The sequence below is a fragment of the Streptomyces sp. NPDC048565 genome (assembly GCF_040650935.1).
In the GTDB taxonomy this organism is placed as follows: Bacteria; Actinomycetota; Actinomycetes; order Streptomycetales; family Streptomycetaceae; genus Streptomyces.
On the sequence record NZ_JBEZIH010000010.1, the window covers coordinates 102,802 to 120,864 of the forward strand.

The following is an 18,063-nucleotide window of genomic DNA, read 5'->3' on the forward strand; positions in this document are numbered from 1 at the left end:
GTTCCGCGTACAGATTCGGTGGAGATTCCCGCGCGTGCTGCTTACTCCGTGGTCAGAAGTCCGCCCGAGCCCGGCCCATCTGGCCCGATTTCTGCGGTTGGCCTGGCCAGATGCCACGTTTTCCGGCCACTTCGGACCCTCCCACGGCCTCGCCGGGTGAGGTAGCGTCGCGGCTCGCCGTGCGGAGCGCCACAAGGAGCAGGTCATTGCGCGAGTTCACTGTCCCACCCATGGCGGCTGCCCCTCAAGTCGGCGGTCTTGCCGATACCGTCTTCGATTTCGCGGAGGAGGACCCCCACAGGACGGCCCTCGGCCGCAAGGACGCGGAGGGCCGGTGGCACGACGTGTCGGCGGCCACCTTCCGTGACGAGGTGCTGGCTCTCGCCAAGGGTCTGATCGCACACGGCGTGCGGTTCGGCGACCGCGTCGCCCTCATGTCGCGTACGCGCTACGAGTGGACCCTCTTCGACTTCGCCCTGTGGACGGTGGGCGCCCAGTCCGTGCCGATCTATCCGACGTCGTCGGCCGAGCAGGTCCTGTGGATGCTGCACGACGCCGAGGTCGCGGCCGTCATGGTCGAGCACGAGGACCACGCGATGACGATCGGTTCGGTGATCGACCGGCTGCCGAATCTGCACCGGCTCTGGCAGTTGGACGCCGATGTGGTGAACGAACTCTTCGAGGCCGGGGCGCTGGTCGACGACGAGGTCGTCCACCGGCACCGCCGCGCGGTGACCCCCGACTCGGTGGCGACCGTGATCTACACCTCCGGCACGACGGGGCGCCCCAAGGGCTGTGTGATCACCCACGCCAACTTCATGTTCGAGGCCGACACCATGGTCAGCCGCTGGCATCCGGTGTTCCTCTCCAAGCCGGGCGAGGAGGCGGCGACGCTGCTCTTCCTGCCCCTCGCGCATGTCTTCGGACGCATGGTGGAGATCGCGGCGCTGCGCGGCCGGGTGAAGCTGGGGCACCAGCCCGAGCTGTCGGCGAAGGCGTTGATGCCCGACCTCGTGGCCTTCCGGCCCACCTTCATCCTGGCGGTGCCGTACATCTTCGAGAAGGTCTTCAACGGCGCACGGCGCAAGGCCGAGTCGGAGGGCCGCGCCGGGGCGTTCGACAAGGCCGTCGACATCGCGGTCAAGTACGCCGAGGCGCTGGAGGAGCGGTCCTTCGGCACCGGCCCAGGACCGTCCGCGGGGCTGCGGATGCAGCACCAGTTCTTCGACAAGGTCGTCTACCGCAAGGTCCGCGACGCGATGGGCGGCCGGGTGCGGCACGCCATGTCGGGCGGCTCCGGCATGGACCGCAGACTCGGGCTGTTCTTCGCGGGTGCGGGCGTCACGGTCTACGAGGGCTACGGGCTGACCGAGACGACCGCGGCGGCCACCGCCAATCCGCCGGAGCGCACCCGCTACGGCACCGTCGGTCTGCCGATCCCCGGCTCCACGGTGCACATCGCCCGGGACGGTGAGGTGTGGGTGTACGGCGCCAACGTCTTCTCCGGATACCTGAGCGACCCCAAGGCCACGGACTCCGTGCTGCACGACGGGTGGCTGGCCACCGGCGACCTGGGCGCGCTCGACGAGGACGGCTATCTCACCATCACCGGGCGCAAGAAGGAGATCCTGGTGACGTCCGGCGGCAAGAGCGTGTCACCCGGAGGTCTTGAGGAGCGGGTGCGCGCACATCCGCTGGTGGCCCAGTGCATCGTCGTCGGCAACGACCGGCCGTACATCGCGGCGCTGGTCACCGTGGACCACGAGGCGGTGGAACACTGGCTCGCCATGCAGGGCCGTACGCCGATGCGCCCCGCGGATCTGGTGCGCGACCCCGACCTGGAGATGGAGGTGCGACGGGCGGTGGTGGCCGCGAACACGGCGGTGTCCCAGGCGGAGTCCATCCGCACCTTCCGTATCCTGGCGCACCAGTTCACCGAGGAGCACGGTCTGCTGACCCCCTCGCTCAAGCTGAAGCGGAAGGCGATCGAGACGGCGTACTCCGCCGAGGTCGACGCCCTGTACCGCTGAACGGGAGCCGCCGCTGACGGGCCGCAACGGTTGAGCACGGCTCCGGCACTTCTCGGGTTCGCCGGATGGCGGCGGCCGGGAATGCTTACGCTTCTCCGATCGTTCACCGGGGAGCACCCGCGCCCGGTCGGGAGCACCCACCCCACAACGTAAGGATCGACTGCTCGTGAGCCAGGTCCCCACCATCACCCTCAACAACGGCCTCCACATGCCGCAGCTCGGCTTCGGTGTATGGCAGGTGCCGGACACCGAGGCCACGGCGGCCGTGGCCACCGCCCTGGAGGCCGGGTACCGGAGCATCGACACCGCCGCGATCTACGGAAACGAGGCGGGCACCGGCAAGGCCATCGCCGCCTCGGGCGTGGCCCGTGAGGAACTCTTCGTCACCACCAAGCTGTGGAACGCCGATCAGGGTCATGACTCGACGCTGCGCGCGTTCGACACCTCGCTGGACAAGCTGGGTCTGGACTACGTCGACCTCTATCTCATCCACTGGCCGGTGCCGGCCAAGGACGCCTACGTCGAGTCGTACAAGGCGTTCGAGCGGATCCTCGCCGACGGCCGCGCGAAGGCCATCGGTGTGTCCAACTTCCTCCCGGAGCACCTGGAGCGCCTGCTGGGCGAGACCTCCGTCGTCCCCGCGGTCAACCAGATCGAGCTGCACCCCCAGCTCCAGCAGGCCGCCTCCCGCGCGCTGCACGCCGAGCACGGCATCGTCACCGAGGCCTGGTCGCCGCTGGGCTCGGGCAAGGGCCTGCTGGAGGTCCCGACGGTCGTCGCCGTCGCGCGGAAGCACGGCCGCAGCCCCGCCCAGGCGGTGCTCCGCTGGCATCTGCAGACCGGCCATGTGGTGATCCCCAAGTCCGTGACGCCGTCACGGATCGCGGAGAACATCGATGTCTTCGACTTCGAGCTGGACGCCGACGACCTGGCGGCGTTCGCCGCGCTCGACGAGGGCAAGCGGACCGGATCCGACCCGGCCGAGATGAACGTCGGCGCCTGATCCCCGGCTTCACCGCAGCCGTGAGCGGTGTGTGGGGACCAGGACGGCGTCCTGGTCCCCACACACCATTTTTCAGCGTCGGGCCAGCCGCAGTGTGACCAGCTCGAACGGGCGCAGCGTCAGGCTCACGCCCTCCTCGGTGAGCTCCGGCACCGTCACGTCGTCCAGCGGCCGCTCCAGCAGGTCGGTCACCGCGAGGCCGGAGGCCTCGAAGCCGGTGGTGAGGCGTGCCCGGGCCCGGCCTCCGGTGGACTCGTAGAGCCGGACGACGAGGTCGCCGCCGGCGTCGTCGGCGAGCTTGACCGCGCTGACGACGACCGCGTCGTTGTCGACGGTCACCAGCGGTGGGACCTCCCGCTCACCGGTGAGGCGGCGCTCGGGCAGATTGATGCGGAAGCCCTCACGGACCGCGTCGCCGATCGCCGCGCCCGGTACGAGTGCGTGCCGGAAGCGGTGCACGCCCTGGTCGGTCTCCGGGTCGGGGAACCGCGGGGCACGCAGCAGCGACACGCGCACCGTGGTGGTGGTGCCCGCGTCGGTGGCGCGCACCGTGCGGGTCACATCGTGCCCGTACGTCGAGTCGTTGACGAGCGCCACGCCCCAGCCCGGCTCCTCCAGGTGGACGAACCGGTGGTTGCACGCCTCGAACTTGGCGGCCTCCCAGCTGGTGTTGGTGTGGGTGGCGCGGTAGAAGTGCCCGAACTGCGTCTCGGACGCGTACCGCTCGGCGTGCACGTCGAGCGGGAAGGCGGCCTTGAGGAACTTCTCCGTCTCGTGCCAGTCGACCTCGGTGTCGATGTCGAGGCGCTTGGCACGGGCGTTGAGGGTCAGCAGCTGGGTGACCTTGGACGCGCCGAAGCTCCGTACGATCCTCACGCCGGCCGTGCCCTCCTCCTCGACGGGGGTGAGCTCGTCGAGGTCGGTCAGGTCGGTGACGGTGTTCCGGTAGAACGCGTCGACGTCCCAGGCGTCCCACATGTTCGGGAAGTCGGGGTGGATCTGGAGGAGGTTGGCGGCCTGCCCCGGTGCGACGGTCTCGCGCTCGGCGCCGATGTCGTACGCCGACACGACCAGGCCCCTGGCGTCGATCTCGACCCGCAGGAGTCCGTTGTCGAGGACGTAACCGCCACCCTCGCGCGGGGCCGGCCGGCCCTCCCCCGCGACGGGTGCGGCGCCCGCCGCGCCCGCCGGTACGCCGGCCCTGGCGTGTGGGGCGGAGTTGAAGACGAGCTCGCGTCCCGCGGAGGGGTCGCCGGCCAGGGCGCGCTGCGCGGCGTCCACGATGCCGTTCAGTTCCTCGGCGACGGCCGCATAGGTCTTCTCCGCCTCGCGGTGCACCCAGGCGATCGACGACCCGGGCAGGATGTCGTGGAACTGGTGGAGCAGGACCGTCTTCCAGATCCGGTCCAACTGCTCGTACGGGTAGGTGTAGGCGCCCCGCACGGCGGCCGTCGCGGCCCACAGCTCGGCCTCGCGCAGCAGGTGTTCGCTCCGGCGGTTGCCCTGCTTGGTCTTCGCCTGGCTGGTGAGGGTGGCGCGGTGGAGCTCCAGGTACAGCTCGCCGACCCACACCGGTGCGTCGGGGTACTCCGCCTCGGCCTTGGTGAAGAAGTCCGCTGGCTTCTCCCACTCGACGGTGGCGGAGCCCTCCAGGCTGCGCATCCGGCCGGCCTTCGCGATCATCTCGCGGGTCGTCCCGCCGCCGCCGTCGCCCCAGCCGGTCGGTGCGAGCGAGTGGCGGGCGACACCCTTGTCCTTGAAGTTGTCGGCGGCGTGGGCGATCTCGCTGCCCTTCATGGAGCAGTTGTACGTGTCGACGGGCGGGAAGTGCGTGAAGATCCGCGTGCCGTCGATGCCCTCCCAACGGAAGGTGTGGTGCGGGAACTTGTTGGTCTGGCTCCACGAGATCTTCTGCGTGAGAAGCCACTTGGAACCGGCCGCCTTGATGATCTGCGGCAGCCCCGCGGCGAAGCCGAAGGTGTCGGGCAGCCAGGCCTCGTCGTTCTCGATGCCGAACTCGTCGATGAAGAAGCGCTTGCCGTGCACGAACTGACGGGCCATCGCCTCGGAGCCGGGCATGTTGGTGTCGGACTCGACCCACATGCCGCCGGACGGTACGAACCTGCCCTCCGCGACGGCCTTCTTGACCTTGGAGTACACCTCGGGGCGGTGTTCCTTGATCCAGGCGAACTGCTGGGCCTGGGACATCGCGAAGACGAAGTCCGGCTCGTCCTCCAGGAGGGCCGTCATGTTGGACGTCGTGCGCGCGACCTTGCGGACCGTCTCACGCAGCGGCCACAGCCAGGCGGAGTCGATGTGGGCGTGTCCCACCGCGCTGATGCGGTGCGCGGACGGCTGCGCGGGTGTGGCGAGCACGTCGGCGAGCTCCGCGCGGGCGGCAGCCGCGGTGCCGTTGACGTCCTGGAGGTCGACGGCGTCGAGCGCCCTGCCGATCGCGCGCAGGATGTCCCAGCGGCGGGCGCCCTCGACGGGCAGCTCCGCCATCAGCTCCCCCAGCACCTCCAGGTCCTGGACGAGGTTCCAGACGTGCTCGTCGAAGACGGCGAGGTCCATCCGGGCGAGGGTGTACTGGAGCTCGCCGCCGGCCGTCTCCTTGTCGCCGAGCCGGGTCGGCAGGAAGGGGTGGTAGTCCAGGATGACGGGGTTGGAGGCGGCCTCGATGTGCAGCAAGACCTCTTCGCCGCCCTCGACGGGAGCCCCCACGCGCACCCACTGGTTACGCGGGTTGAGGCCCTTCACCGGGGTGCCGTCGGGCCTGTACACGAGGCCTTCGCACTGGAAGCCGGGCATGTTCTCGTCGAAGCCCAGGTCGAGGAGCGCCTCGACGGTGCGGCCCGCCCAGTGCGCGGGGACGGTCCCGGAGACACGGAACCAGCAGGTGCTCCAGGGGGCTCCCCATCGGTCGCCGACCGCGATGGGCTCGACCGGGCCGGCCAGCCCGTCGGCGACCGGGACGGGCTCGCCCGGGGCGTTCCAGACCGCGACGTCCAGCGGTACGGACTCCGGGTATACGGCGGGCCTGATGCGCTCGTCCAGGACGCGCTTCAGGCGGGCTTCGACCAGGCTGCGGTCGTCATGCATGAGGGTGACTCCGTATGCGTGTGAGTGCGGGCGGGGCGTGCGTACGTCAGGGGATCACAGGACCTGGCCGGGTGTGACGACCTCGGTGATCGCGCGGGCGGCGAGATGGTCCCGGTCGTCGGCGTGGCCGGCGAGGACCGTGGTGGGGCGGGCGCCGTCCGCGGTGAGCCGGGCGAACGCCTCGAAGACCGGGCCGCCTGGGGCGCACACCGAGCGGTGGGGCGCGGTGGCGTCGTCCCCCGTGTCGACGACGAGTGCGGTGGTGCGCGGCGTCGGGCGGTGGGGCGCGGCGCGCTGCTCCTCGACGATCCGGGCGATGGACCGCCCTGCGGGCTTGACCTGCCCGTCGTTGGTCAGCAGTCCGAGGCCGTATTCCAGTTCGGGGAAGTCCGCCAGTGAGCGTGAGACGTCGTGGGAGCACCACCAGGTGACGCCCCACACGTCCTGGCAGTCCAGGGCGTTCGCGACGGTCGCCTCGGTGAACGAGGCCGCGTGCTCGGGAGCGATCAGGGGGGCGGGGGCGCCCACCTCCTGGAGCCACACCGGGCGGTGCGGGTCCTGCGCCCATGCCTTGGAGAGTTCGATCAGATACGCCGCATGGTGCTCGGTCGCCGTGCCGGTACGGCCGTGGCGCTGGGCGGTGCCGTTGAAGACCCAGGAGTGGATCGCGGTGAGCGCCCCGATCCGCGCCGCGTGCGCCGGGGTGAAGGCGTGGTCGTCCTGGTACCAGGACGCGTCGTACTCCGCGTGCAGATGGAGCTTCCCCGGGGCGCCCTCCTCGCAGGCGTCGAGCAGGGTCCGCAGCCAGTCGGCGGCCTGTCCCGGGGTGATGGGGTCGGGGTCGGGGTGCGGGCCGCCGGAGAACTGGTTGACCTCGTTGCCCAGGGTCATGCCGATGAAGTTGGGCCGGTCGGCGAGGGCCCCGGCCAGTGTCCGCAGATAGGCGGCCTGGCCTGCGACGACGTCCGGTTCGGTGAACAGGTTGCGGCGATGCCAGGTCTGGGTCCAGGCGGGCAGGAAGTCGAAGCTCGACAGGTGACCCTGGAGACCGTCCACGTTGACGTCGAGGCCGCGTTCGGCCGCTGCGTCGGCGAGTTCGACGAGCTGCTCGACGGCGCGAGGACGGATCAGGGTGCGGTTGGGCTGGAAGAGCGGCCAGAGCGGGAAGACACGGATGTGGTCGAGGCCCAGGCCCGCGATGGAGTCCAGGTCGGCGCGCACGGCGTCGAGGTCGAAGTCCAGCCAGTGGTGGAACCAGCCCTGGCTGGGCGTGTAGTTGGCGCCGAAGCGGGGCGCGGTGGAGCTCATGAGAGGGGTGATCCTGGTTCTGTGGTGGGGGGCGGCGGACGGTCGGTCCTTCACTCCTGAGTGACGGGCGGTCAGCCCTTCACCGCGCCTTCGCCGACTCCCCTGAAGAAGAAGCGCTGCAGACAGGCGAAGAGCGCGATGAGCGGGGCGACGGCGATGATCGTGCCGGCCGCGACGAGCCGTTCGTCGTTGGCGAAGGTGCCGTGCAGATAGTTCAGACCGATGGTCAGCGTGAAGTTCTCCGGGTCGCTGAGCACGATCAGCGGCCACAGGAAGTCGTCCCAGGCGCCCATGAAGGCGAAGATCGCGACGACGGCGAGGGTGCCCTTGACGGAGGGCAGCGCGATCCGCAGGAAGCGCTGCCAGACGTTGGCACCGTCGACGAACGCGGCTTCCTCCACCTCCTGCGGGAGGTTCAGGAAGGCGTTGCGCATCAGCAGGACGTTCATCGCGCCGATGGACCCCGGAAGGAGCACCCCGATCAGCGTGTTGTTGAGACCGAGATCCCGCATGGTGGTGAACTGCGCGATGATGATGCCCTCCACGGGCACCAGCATGGCGAGGATGAACGCCAGGGTGGCCGCCCGGCGTCCCCGGTAGCGCAGCCTGGCCAGCGCGTAGCCGGCCAGGGCCGCGCCCACGCAGTTGGTGACCACGTTGGCGGCGGCGACCTTCAGGGAGTTCAGCGCGTAGCCCCAGACGGGGATGGTGTCGGCGACCCGGGTGTAGTTGTCCAGGGTGGGGTCGCCGGGGAGGAACTTCGGCGGGGAGCTGAAGATGTCCTCGTTCGGGCCCTTGAGCGAGGTCGACAGCTGCCACAGGAACGGCCCGACGGTCAGGGCCAGTACGAGGAGCAGCAGCACGTACCGCAGGACGAGCTGCCAGGCCGGGATGCGGCGGCCCTCGGCATCGGTGGTCCTCAGGATGCTCACGCGTCCTCCTTGCGGTCGGCGCGGAGCACCAGCAGCATCAGCCCGACGGTGACGACGAAGATGACGACCGAGATGGCGGAGGCGTAGCCGACGCGTCCGCTCAGGCCGGTGCCGACCCGCTGGACCAGCATCACCAGGGTGGTGTCCTCGCCGGCCGGCCCGCCTGAGGGGCCGGCCATCAGATAGACCTCCGAGAAGACCTTGAAGGCCGAGACCGAGGCCAGCGCCGCGACGAGCACCATGGTCGAGCGGACGGCGGGAACGGTGACGGTGATGAAGCGGCGTATCGCTCCGGCGCCGTCCACGGCGGCGGCTTCGTGCAGTTCGCGTGGCACGTTGGCGAGGGCGGCCAGGTAAATGATCATGTAGTAGCCGAGGCCCTTCCAGACCGTGACCGTCATCGCGCTCAGCAGCAGCAGCCACTGGTCGCTGAGGAAGCCGACCCTGCCGATACCCACGGCCTCCAGCAGGGAGTTGATCAGCCCGCGGTCGTCGAGCATCCACACCCAGATCAGACCGACGACCACGATGGAGGCCACGACCGGGGTGTAGAAGGCGGAGCGGAAGAAGCTGATGCCGGGGATGTGCCGCTGGACGAGCATGGCGAGCAGCAGCGGCAGAAGGACCAGCGCGGGCACGACGCCCAGGACGTAGAGCGCGCTGTTGCGGAGCCCGATCCAGAACATCTCGTCGTGCAGCAGCTCCCGGAAGTTGTCCAGGCCGACGAACGTGCCGGGGACCAGGGTGCGGCGGTCGGTGAAGGCGTTGACCAGGGTGCTGAAGAACGGGTACAGGCTGAAGGCGCCGACGACCAGCAGCCCCGGGGCCGCGAACAGCCAGGGGCTGAGGGGGAGATGGCGGGTGATCCGGCGGACCGGCCGGCCGCCGCCTGCGGTGGCGGGGGCGGTTGAGGGTCCGGCAGGCGCCGTGGAGGGGGTGACGGGGGATTTCATCAGTTCTCAGCTCTGCTGCAGGAGCCGGTCACAGGCCTTGACAGCGTTGTCAAGGGCTTCTTTGGGGCTCTGCTTCCCCTGGAGCGCCTTGGCGATCTGGTTGCGGAGCTCGGTCTTCATCTGTTCGCTGAACAGGACCGGCGTGTAATTGACCGCCGTCTTCAGCGACTTGGCGGCGGCGACCCGGACCCGTGTCTCGTCCGTACCGTCCTCATCGGTGAAGTAGGAGTCGTCGAGAGATCCCTTGGTACTCGGGAAGATGGCGACCTTCTTCGCGAACTGCATCTGCCGGGTCGCGTCGGTGACGTAGTGGGCGAAGGCCACGGACGCGGGCTTCTCCTTCGTCCGGGCGTTCACCATGAGGCCCATGACGTACATGTTGGCCTTGCCGGTGTTGCTGACCTGGTCGGTGATGCCGATGTTCTTGTAGAGCCCGGGGGCCTGCTTCTTGAAGTTATCCAGGTCCAGCGCGCTGCCGGGGTTCATCGCCACGGACTCCGTGAGGAACTTGTGGCCCGAGGACTCGGGGGTCGCGGTCAGCGCCTGCGGATCGAGCGCCTTGGCGTCGTACAGCTCCTTGTACTTGGTGAGGAGTTGCACGCCCTTGGCGTCGTTGAAGGCGAAGCCTGTGCCCTCGTCGTTCATCAGTGCGCCGCCGTAACGCCCGAAGTCCTCGATGGTCGGCACGTTCGCGAGGGCCGCGACCTTCCCGCCGCTCGACCCGGCCAGCTTCAGTCCTGCGTCGAAGACCTCGTCGTAGGTGGTCGGCGGCTTCGCCGGGTCGAGCCCGGCCTTCTCCAGCAGTCTCTTGTTGTAGAACATCGGCCCGGTGTTGAGATACCAGGGGAACGCGAACGTGCCCTCGGAGCCCGGCACCTGATGGCTGGCCCAGGCCTCCGGCAGATACTCGTCGCGGTACTTCGACGCCGCCTTGTCGAGGTCCAGGGCTATCCCCGCCTGGGCCAGCGGAGCCACCAGGTCGGGCGAGACGTTCACGACGTCCGGGAGGGTGCCGCCGGCCGCGTCGGCGCTGATCTTGTCCGCGTACCCCTCGCCCGGGCGGTCGACCCACTTGACCTCGGTCCCGGGGTACTTCTTCTCGAAGTCGTCGATCACGCCGTTGAAGTAGTCCTTGAAGTTCGCCTGCAGATTCCAGGTCTGGAAGGTGATCTTCCCTTCGACCTTGCCCGAGGCGTCGGCGGAGTCCGATCCGGAGCCGCCCCCGCAGGCGCTCAACGGCAGGACGGTGGCGAGTACGGCGGCAGCGGCGACTGCTCTGCGGGAGATGCGCACGGTGAACGGCTCCTTTGCTCGGACCAGGCATGCGAAGTCAGGCGGAGCGACGAACTCCGGGCCGCCTTCGCTCGGCTGAGACTGCAAGGCACCCGCAGGAAAGTCAATACATTCATCAAAAGTTGAACTAGACCTTCGACATATACGCAGGTCAGGCGAGTAAATGGCCTCGACCACGCTCTCGCACTAAAGCGCATTAGAGCACCGCGACTCAAGCGCATTAGTTGTCCGCTGACTTCCCTCGACCCTGCGACGGGCAAGGCATACACTGCCCCGAGGTCCGGCGAGCACGCCGACCCCGTTCGGGGGCCATGGAGAACGCGGGAGAGAGGCATCGGGTGACACCGAAGGGGACGTCGGCCGAAGACATTTCACCGGCCAGACGCACACCGGCGCGCCGGCCGACCATGAAGGACATCGCACAGCGCGCGGGGGTCTCGGAGAGCGCTGTCTCCTTCGCGCTCAACGGCCGTCCCGGCGTCTCGGAGATCACCCGCGACCGGATCCGGCGCGTGGCCGAACAGTTGGGCTGGCGGCCCAGCACGGCGGCGCGCGCCCTGTCCGGCGAGGGGTCGGCCACCGTGGGGCTCGTCGTGGCGCGCCCGGCGGCCAACCTGGGCGTGGACTCCTTCTTCCTCCAGCTGATCTCCGGAATCCAGGAGGTGCTCGCCGAGCGCCAACTGGGCCTGCTCTTCCAGGTGGTGGAGGATGTGGCGGCCGAGTGCGCGGTCTACAGGCGCTGGTGGGCCGAGAACAGGGTCGACGGGGTGCTGGTGGTCGACCCGCGTACGGACGACCCCCGGGCCGCCCTCCTGGACGAACTGGGCCTGCACGCCGTCGTCATCGGCACCCTGCCGGGCAGTGACACGGGCCCGCACCCGGGTCTCTCACAGATCCGCGCCGACGATGCCGGGGCCATGGCCGCCGTGGTGGGCCGTCTGCACGAGCTGGGTCACCGGCGCATCGTGCACATCGCGGGCCTCTCCACGCTCGCCCACACCGACCGGCGCATCGGGTCCCTGCGGATCGAGGCCGACCGGCGCGGCCTGACCGAGGCGCATTCGGTGACCACGGACTACTCCGACATCGAGGGGGCGGCGGTCACCCGGCGGGTGCTGGAGCGGCCGACCCGGCCGACGGCCCTGATCTACGACAACGACGTGATGGCGGCGGCCGGTTCGGCGGTCACCGCGAGCCTCGGCCTGACGGTCCCTGACGATGTGTCGGTCGTGTCGTGGGAGGACTCCGCGCTCTGCCGACTGACCGCGCCATGGCTGACCGCGCTGTCCCGCGACCCGGTCGCGTTCGGCCGCCTCGCGGCGCGGGAACTGACCGCACTGCTCGACGGCCACCCCGCCCGCACCGTGCAGGTCCCGCTCCCCCGGCTGATCGAGCGGGGCAGTACGGCAGCGGCACATGACGGCGGGGGCGGGGACGGGGCGGGAGCGGCGCCGGAGGGGTGATCCGGTGCCGCACGGCCGCCGTCTCCCGGTCGAGCACGGTGCCCCCTCAGTCGAGCACGATGTCCCCCGACCGGGACGGGATGGCGTCGAGCGCGGCGGCCGTCGCCTCCGCGACAGGTTCCGGCCGGCCGGTGCCCGCCGACGCGCGGCGCAACCGCGACCGGATCCTCGCCATCGCCCGTGCCTCGTTCGCCTCGACAGCCGAAACCGTGCCGCTGGACGCCATCGCCCGCGAGGCCGGAGTGGGATCGGACGCTCTACCGGCACTTCCCGACGCGGGAGGCGCTCGTGGAGGCCGTCTACTCCGCCGAGCTGGACGAGGTCGTCGCCGGCGCGCCCACGCTGCTCGCGGAGCTACCGCCCGAAGCCGCGCTCCGTGCGTGGATGGACAGGTACGCGGCGTTCTTCCAGGTCAAGCGCGGCATGTCCGCCACGCTGCGCGCGGGCTGGGCGTCGGGCAGCATCGCCACGCCTGCGACCCGGGAACGGATCACCGAGACCATCGCGGGGTTCCTGGCCGCCGGCGTGCGGGCGGGTTCGCTGCGCGCCGACGTCGAGCCGGATGACGTCACGATGATGCTGCTCGGGGTCTTCCTCTCCACCACGGCGAGCGAATCGCCGGAGAAGACCGGCCAGTTCCTGGATCTGATCGTCGACGCGCTCCGTTACTCCGCGGGCGGGAAGAAGTAGCGGACCGGCCGGCACGGGTAACGGACCGGCCGGCACGGAGAGCGGACCGGGCCGGCACGGGGAGCCGACCGGCTCGGACCGGCCGGTCCGCGTCGCGCCCCGCTACTCCGCGCCGTGCCCTGCGGCGACGGCCTCCACCCGGGCCGCCAGCTCGAAGTCCTTGTGCGTGACGGCGCCACCCGCGTCATGCGTGTTCACGGCGAGGGCCACGGTGTTGTATCCCAGCGTCAGATCCGAGTGGTGGTTGAGCTCATCCTGGATCTGAGCGACGTGGACGGTCAGCCCGGCGGCGGCGAAGTGGGAGGGCAGCCGGTAGGTCCGGATGATCCGGTCCCCCTTCAGCCGCCAGCCGGGCAGCTCGCGCAGACCGTCCTGGATCTCGGCTGCGGACAGCGGTTCGGTGGGCATACGGCGGCTCCTGCGCGTATCGATGCGGTTGGTCGACGGTGCCCGTGAGATTACGGTCCGGGGCGCCGGCTGTCCTGCCTGACACGGCGGACGGGCCCGGCTCACCCCTCGTCGGGTGGCCGCGTCCAGGGCGCGTCGCTCCGGGCCAGCACGCTCGCCCCTGCGCTCACGACCGCCAGCACGGCCACGGCGAGGACCAGCGGCAGCACCGGGTGCCCGTTCAGCAGGACCAGGGCTCCGATGAAGGCGCCCACCAGCAGGGCCGCGGCGGACAGGACACGGCGCCCCGCCCGGCTGCCGGGCCCCTTGGCGAGCCGGCTGTCGGCCACGGCCCCGGTGAGCGTGCGGGTCACCACAGTCGTGGTGAGGTCGGGCACGGCCAGCGCCCTGACCGAGGCGTTCTGCACCCCGAGCCCGAGGCCCAGCAGCGCGATGAGGGCGAAGCGGACACCCCCGGTGTACGGTCCGCCCGAGATCAGGGCGACGGTCATCGCGGCAGCGACGAAGGCCGTCTCGATGAGGGCCGCGTGCTGCAACTGCCGCCCCCGGTGCGCCCTGACCCGGTGGACGGCGCGGCCGCCGGCCAGCGCTCCGGCCACGAACGACGCGAGTGCCACCACCGAGGCGAGCGTCGAGAAGCTCGCCGCGCCCGCGAAGGCGAAGCCCATGAAGACGACGTTGCCCGTCATGTTGGCGACGAAGACATGCCCGAGGAGCAGATAGCTGAACGCGTCGACCAGCCCGGTGAGCACGGTCAGGACCAGCATCAGCGGCGGCAGCGGACCGTGCGGCCCACGCATGTCCGGGACGAGCGTGTCCCGGGCCTCACGCAGCACGACGGCCATGAGCGGCACACTCCGATCACTCGATGTGATCAGGATTGTGCCGCAGCCCTGCCCTCGTGCTCTCCGTACGCGCCGGGTGGGACGGCATCCGTCCCACCCGGCTGATGAGACCCGGTCCGGCCTCGTCCGGCCCCTTCCGGAACGGGGGCCCTACACGCGTGCCCCGTTGTCCGCCGGGTCCCGGCGTGTCCGGGCGGCTGCCTTCCCGCGCCCCGACGCCCGCTTACGGGCCGGCGGCGGGGCCTTGCTGCTGCGCTCCAGGAGCAGCGCCCCCGGCACGGCGGTCATCACCGAGGAGTACGTCCCCACGCAGATGCCGATGAGGAGCGCGAGCGCGAAGTCCCCGAGCGAGTCCCCGCCCAGCAACGCGAGGGCGACCAGGATGAACAGGGCGCCCATCCCCGTGTTGATGGTGCGCGGGACGGTCTGCAGGACGGCACGGTTGGCCACATCGGCGACCGGGGCACGCCGGTTCTTGGCCCACAGCTCCCGCACCCGGTCGAACACCACCACGGAGTCGTTGACGGAGTAGCCGATGACGGTGAGCAGGGCGGCCAGGAAGATCCCGTCGACGGGGCGTCCGAGCCAGGCGAAGGCGCCCACCAGGATGATGACGTCGTGGATCAGGGCCCCGACCGAGGCCACCGCGAACGTCCAGCGGAACCTGGCCGCGAGATAGGCGAGTTGCACCAGCACCGCCACGCCCAGGGCGATCAGGGCGTTGCGCCGCAGCTCGTCCCCGAGACTGGGGCCGATCAGCTCGTCGCGCACCTTGGTGGCCTCGCCGCCCTCTTCGGCCAGCGCGGCCCGCAGGGCGTGCTCCCCGTCGTTGTCCAGGTCGCTTGTGCGCACGGAGAGGTCGCTCTCGCCCGCCGTGGTGACCTCGGCGTCGGTGAAGCCCGCGGCGGCGATGGCGTCGCGGGCGGCCTCGACGTCGACGGGGCGGCTGGTGGAGTACTCCACGAGCCGCCCGCCGGTGAAATCGACCCCCAGGTCGATCCCGCGCACGAGGATGCCGGTCACGGCGACGAGGACCAGAGCGGCGGACACCATCAGCCAGCGGCGCGGCGACCGGAACAGCTGGGGATCGCGTTCCTTCAGCCAGGTACGGACGCGGCCCGGCCTGGCGATGCCGTTGACGCCCCGGTAGTCGCCGACGAACCGGGATCCCGAGGCGATCTCGGTGAGCGCCCGGGCGATGACGAGCGCGGAGAACATCGAGACCAGGACACCGATGGCGAGGGTGACTCCGAAGCCCTTGACCGGCCCGGACCCGAGGAAGAAGAGGAGGCCGGCGGCGATGAGTGTGGTGACGTTGGAGTCGGCGACGGCACTCCAGGCGCCACGGAATCCGGCGGCCAACGCGGTGCGCAGCGAACCGTTCCCCCGGTCCGTGTACTCCTCGCGGGCCCGCTCGAAGACAAGGACGTTCGCATCGACCGCCATCCCGATGGCGAGGACGAAGCCGGCGAGACCCGGCAGGGTCAGGGTGACACCCAGACCGACGAGTGCCGCGTAGGAGATCAGTCCGTAGGCGGCGAGAGCGAGTGCGGCGAGTGCTCCGAAGAGCCGGTACATGAAGGTGATGAAGAGCGCCGTGGCCGCGGCACCGATCAGCGCGGCCTGGGCGCTGGCGTCGATGGCGGCTGCCCCGAGCGTCGGGCCGACGGTCCGCTGCTCGACGATCTCGACGGGGACCGGGAGTGCGCCGCCCTTGATGAGCAGGGCGAGGTCGCGTGCCTCGTCGGCACTGAACGAGCCGGTGATCTGGGTGGACGCCGAGGGCAGACCGACCTCGCAACCGACCGAGGGCGAGACCTGCGGCGAGGAGATGACCTTCCCGTCGAGGACGATCGCGACGCGGCGCCGTTCGTCACCGGCCGGGCTGCACGCCGCTTCGCCGGTCAGCTCGGTCCACTTCTTGCCCGCGTCCTTCTGGAAGTCCAGCGAGACGCTCCAGCCCGTGCCCTGCTGGGGGTCGAAGTTCGCGGTGGCGTCCTTGACGCCCGCACCGGAGAGCCGCGAAGGGCCGAGGTCGAGGAGACCGCCCTGTTCGTCGGGGAGCGTCGGCCCTTCCCCGGCCGAACCGGCCTCCCCGTCCTTCTGTTCCTCGGTCCCTGGGCCCTGGACGGCGTGGAAGCTCAGCTGGGCGGTCCTGCCGATGACTTCCTCCGCCTGGCGCGGGTCCTGGACGTCGGGCAGTTCGACGATGATCCGGTCCTCGCCCGAGCGGGTCAGGACGGGTTCGGCGACGCCGAGGGAGTCGATGCGCTGCCGCAGCACCTCCAGAGTGCGGTCGGTGCTCTCCCGGTCCGCCTTCGCGGTGTCGGAGTCCTTGGCCTGCAGCACCATCCGGGTGCCGCCCTGGAGGTCGAGGCCGAGTCTGGGTGACATGGTCAGCGTGATGAACACGGAGACGAGCAGAACGGCGGCAGCCAGAACCGCTCGCACCGTGGTGGCGCGAGTCATGGGATCCCCTTGAGTGGGCGTCGTCCGCCCTGGCCTCAGTGGTAAGGGCGGGGCGACGGTTCGGGTGAACGGGGCCGATGAGGGGCCGCCCGGGCGGCCGTCACCTCTGGCGGGCCGCGCACTTCGGGCAGTGCCGCCCACACCCGTACGACGACGAGGGACCCGGCCTCCGCCGTCCCTGGGGCGATGCCCCGGGGTGACGGAAGGCCCTGCGGGCGTGGTGGCAGGGCGCCGTGGCCGGGCGGGGGAACGTGAGGCGGGGCGTGCGGGCGGTCCGCGCCGGCCCGAGGCCCCGGCACGGGGACGGCCTCCGCCCACCAGGCCGGAACCTGCCGTGCGGTCGCCTTCGGCCCGGAGACCCGCGAGGCGGAGCCGGCCGAGTAGGCGGGTGCGGCGGAACCGGCGGCGTGGGCAGGGGCGGCGGAACCGATGGCGTACGTGGACGCGCCGGAACCGGCGGCGTACGCGGGGGCAGCGGAACCGGTGCCGTGCAGGGCGCCGGGGCCCGGCACCGGAAGTGCCGCCGCGGTCGCCGCCGGGGCGCCGCCGAGCAGAGTCAGGAACGTGAGCAGCAGCGCGGCAAGGAGGTGGCGCGCGTGGTGCGTCGATGTACGACGTGGTGGCGTGCGGTGCGTCGGCGTACGACGTGGTGGCGTGCGGCGCGTCGGCGTGCGGCGTGGTGGCGTGCGGCGCGGTGCCCTCGGGGGCGCGTTCCCCCGGGGAGCCCCCGGGAGGGGGCTCACCTCAGCCGGACCGGGCGGAGGGAGACCGCGCCTTCACCGGCGCGGTCCAGGACGGAGTCCAGGATCAGCGCGGCGCCCCGTACGACCGCGGTCGCGGGGTCGGCTGCGATGCGCACCGGCACACCGAGGCACCCCTCGATCAGGTCGGTGACATCGCGGCGGAGCGCCCCGCCGCCGGTGAGCACGGGGCCACGGCGCAACGCTCCGCGCACCGCACCGTGCTGGTCCTCACGCCACATGGACGTGATCATATCGAGGACGCTGCGGACGAGTTCGGCGGGCAGTGACCGGGGGTCGAGATCGCTGAGTCCCGCGTCGGCCTGGCGGGCGTCGACGACCTTCCCGTCCACGAGCAGGGCGACCTCGGTGAGTTCGGCGCCCATGTCCACGACCAGCACCGGACCCCCGCCCAGCGGTCCCGCGCACGCGGCGACCGCGCTGGCGCTGTTGACGACCACGGCGCCGGAGGCGCCGAGAGCCGCGAGGAGCTCCCCCGCCAGCGCCCGGTGTTCACGTCCTGCCAGGACCGGGTGACTGAGCACGATCATGCTGTCCTGCCGGTGGTCGCCCAGCGCGGTGTCGGCGAGTCGGCCCAGCAGTCCTGCGCAGGAGGCCGCGTCGACGATGCGCCCCCGCCGGACCGGCCGTCCTGCGCGCTCCTCGCAGCCCGCGGGGCCCCCTGCCACAAGGCCCCGCCCCGGGACCCAGGCACGGGTCCCGGAGCTGCCAAGGTCGATGGCGAGTCCCCTGACGAGCGGCCGGCCACGGCGCCGTCCGTCACACGAAGCACGCATCGGGCCCTCACCCTCGGGGTCTGCCGCCAC

13 protein-coding genes and 1 pseudogene are annotated in these 18,063 nt (G+C 70.9%); 4 read left to right on the forward strand and 10 right to left on the reverse strand.

From position 1 onward, the window contains the following. The first annotated feature begins 230 nt into the window (after positions 1–230). Positions 231–2,030, forward strand: a complete 1,800-nt coding sequence (locus AB0C75_RS14825; RefSeq protein ID WP_362890662.1) for a long-chain fatty acid--CoA ligase — start codon at positions 231–233, stop codon at positions 2,028–2,030. Between the two features lie 166 nt (positions 2,031–2,196). Beyond that, on the forward strand, positions 2,197–3,033 hold the full coding sequence (locus AB0C75_RS14830; RefSeq protein WP_362890664.1) for an aldo/keto reductase: 837 nt from the start codon (positions 2,197–2,199) through the stop codon (positions 3,031–3,033). 72 nt (positions 3,034–3,105) lie between these two features. Here AB0C75_RS14830 and AB0C75_RS14835 read toward each other — a convergent pair whose 3' ends face one another. From AB0C75_RS14835 to AB0C75_RS14855, 5 genes are all read right to left on the reverse strand, one after another. Next, complete coding sequence (locus AB0C75_RS14835) at positions 3,106–6,135, reverse strand: glycoside hydrolase family 38 C-terminal domain-containing protein (protein WP_362890666.1); 3,030 nt, start codon at positions 6,133–6,135, stop codon at positions 3,106–3,108. A gap of 54 nt (positions 6,136–6,189) precedes the next feature. Beyond that, complete coding sequence (locus tag AB0C75_RS14840; protein ID WP_362890668.1) at positions 6,190–7,443, reverse strand: glycosyl hydrolase; 1,254 nt, start codon at positions 7,441–7,443, stop codon at positions 6,190–6,192. 71 nt (positions 7,444–7,514) lie between these two features. Next, positions 7,515–8,375: a carbohydrate ABC transporter permease gene (locus AB0C75_RS14845; RefSeq protein WP_362890670.1), complete on the reverse strand. Its 861-nt coding sequence runs from the start codon at positions 8,373–8,375 to the stop codon at positions 7,515–7,517. After that, a complete protein-coding gene (locus AB0C75_RS14850; RefSeq protein WP_362890672.1) occupies positions 8,372–9,328 on the reverse strand; it encodes a sugar ABC transporter permease in 957 nt (318 codons plus the stop codon). The genes AB0C75_RS14845 and AB0C75_RS14850 overlap by 4 nt, the downstream gene beginning before the upstream one ends. Positions 9,329–9,334: 6 nt before the next feature. Beyond that, positions 9,335–10,621, reverse strand: a complete 1,287-nt coding sequence (locus AB0C75_RS14855; protein WP_362890674.1) for an extracellular solute-binding protein — start codon at positions 10,619–10,621, stop codon at positions 9,335–9,337. Positions 10,622–11,028: 407 nt separating this feature from the next. Between AB0C75_RS14855 and AB0C75_RS14860 the strand changes: the two genes are divergently transcribed. Further along, positions 11,029–12,084: a LacI family DNA-binding transcriptional regulator gene (locus AB0C75_RS14860; RefSeq protein ID WP_362890676.1), complete on the forward strand. Its 1,056-nt coding sequence runs from the start codon at positions 11,029–11,031 to the stop codon at positions 12,082–12,084. A gap of 46 nt (positions 12,085–12,130) precedes the next feature. Here AB0C75_RS14860 and AB0C75_RS14865 read toward each other — a convergent pair whose 3' ends face one another. Next, positions 12,131–12,259: a hypothetical protein gene (locus tag AB0C75_RS14865; RefSeq protein ID WP_362890845.1), complete on the reverse strand. Its 129-nt coding sequence runs from the start codon at positions 12,257–12,259 to the stop codon at positions 12,131–12,133. Between AB0C75_RS14865 and AB0C75_RS14870 the strand changes: the two are divergent. Next, positions 12,216–12,774 (forward strand): annotated as a pseudogene (locus AB0C75_RS14870) (TetR/AcrR family transcriptional regulator). The gene AB0C75_RS14865 and the pseudogene AB0C75_RS14870 overlap by 44 nt on opposite strands. Positions 12,775–12,876: 102 nt before the next feature. Here the strand turns inward: AB0C75_RS14870 and AB0C75_RS14875 are convergent. The 4 genes from AB0C75_RS14875 to AB0C75_RS14890 form a co-directional block, all read right to left on the reverse strand. Next, positions 12,877–13,182, reverse strand: coding sequence for a 4a-hydroxytetrahydrobiopterin dehydratase (locus AB0C75_RS14875; protein WP_362890678.1), 306 nt, complete (start codon positions 13,180–13,182; stop codon positions 12,877–12,879). A gap of 101 nt (positions 13,183–13,283) precedes the next feature. Further along, the gene (locus AB0C75_RS14880; RefSeq protein ID WP_362890680.1) at positions 13,284–14,027 is read right to left on the reverse strand and encodes a YoaK family protein; all 744 of its coding nucleotides are present in this window, start codon (positions 14,025–14,027) and stop codon (positions 13,284–13,286) included. A 150-nt stretch (positions 14,028–14,177) separates the two neighbouring features. After that, entirely contained in the window at positions 14,178–16,496 is a 2,319-nt protein-coding gene (gene secD / locus AB0C75_RS14885) for a protein translocase subunit SecD (RefSeq protein ID WP_362890682.1), read from the reverse strand. Positions 16,497–17,235: 739 nt separating this feature from the next. Continuing rightward, the gene (locus AB0C75_RS14890; RefSeq protein ID WP_362890684.1) at positions 17,236–18,033 is read right to left on the reverse strand and encodes a rod shape-determining protein; all 798 of its coding nucleotides are present in this window, start codon (positions 18,031–18,033) and stop codon (positions 17,236–17,238) included. Positions 18,034–18,063 lie beyond the last annotated feature (30 nt).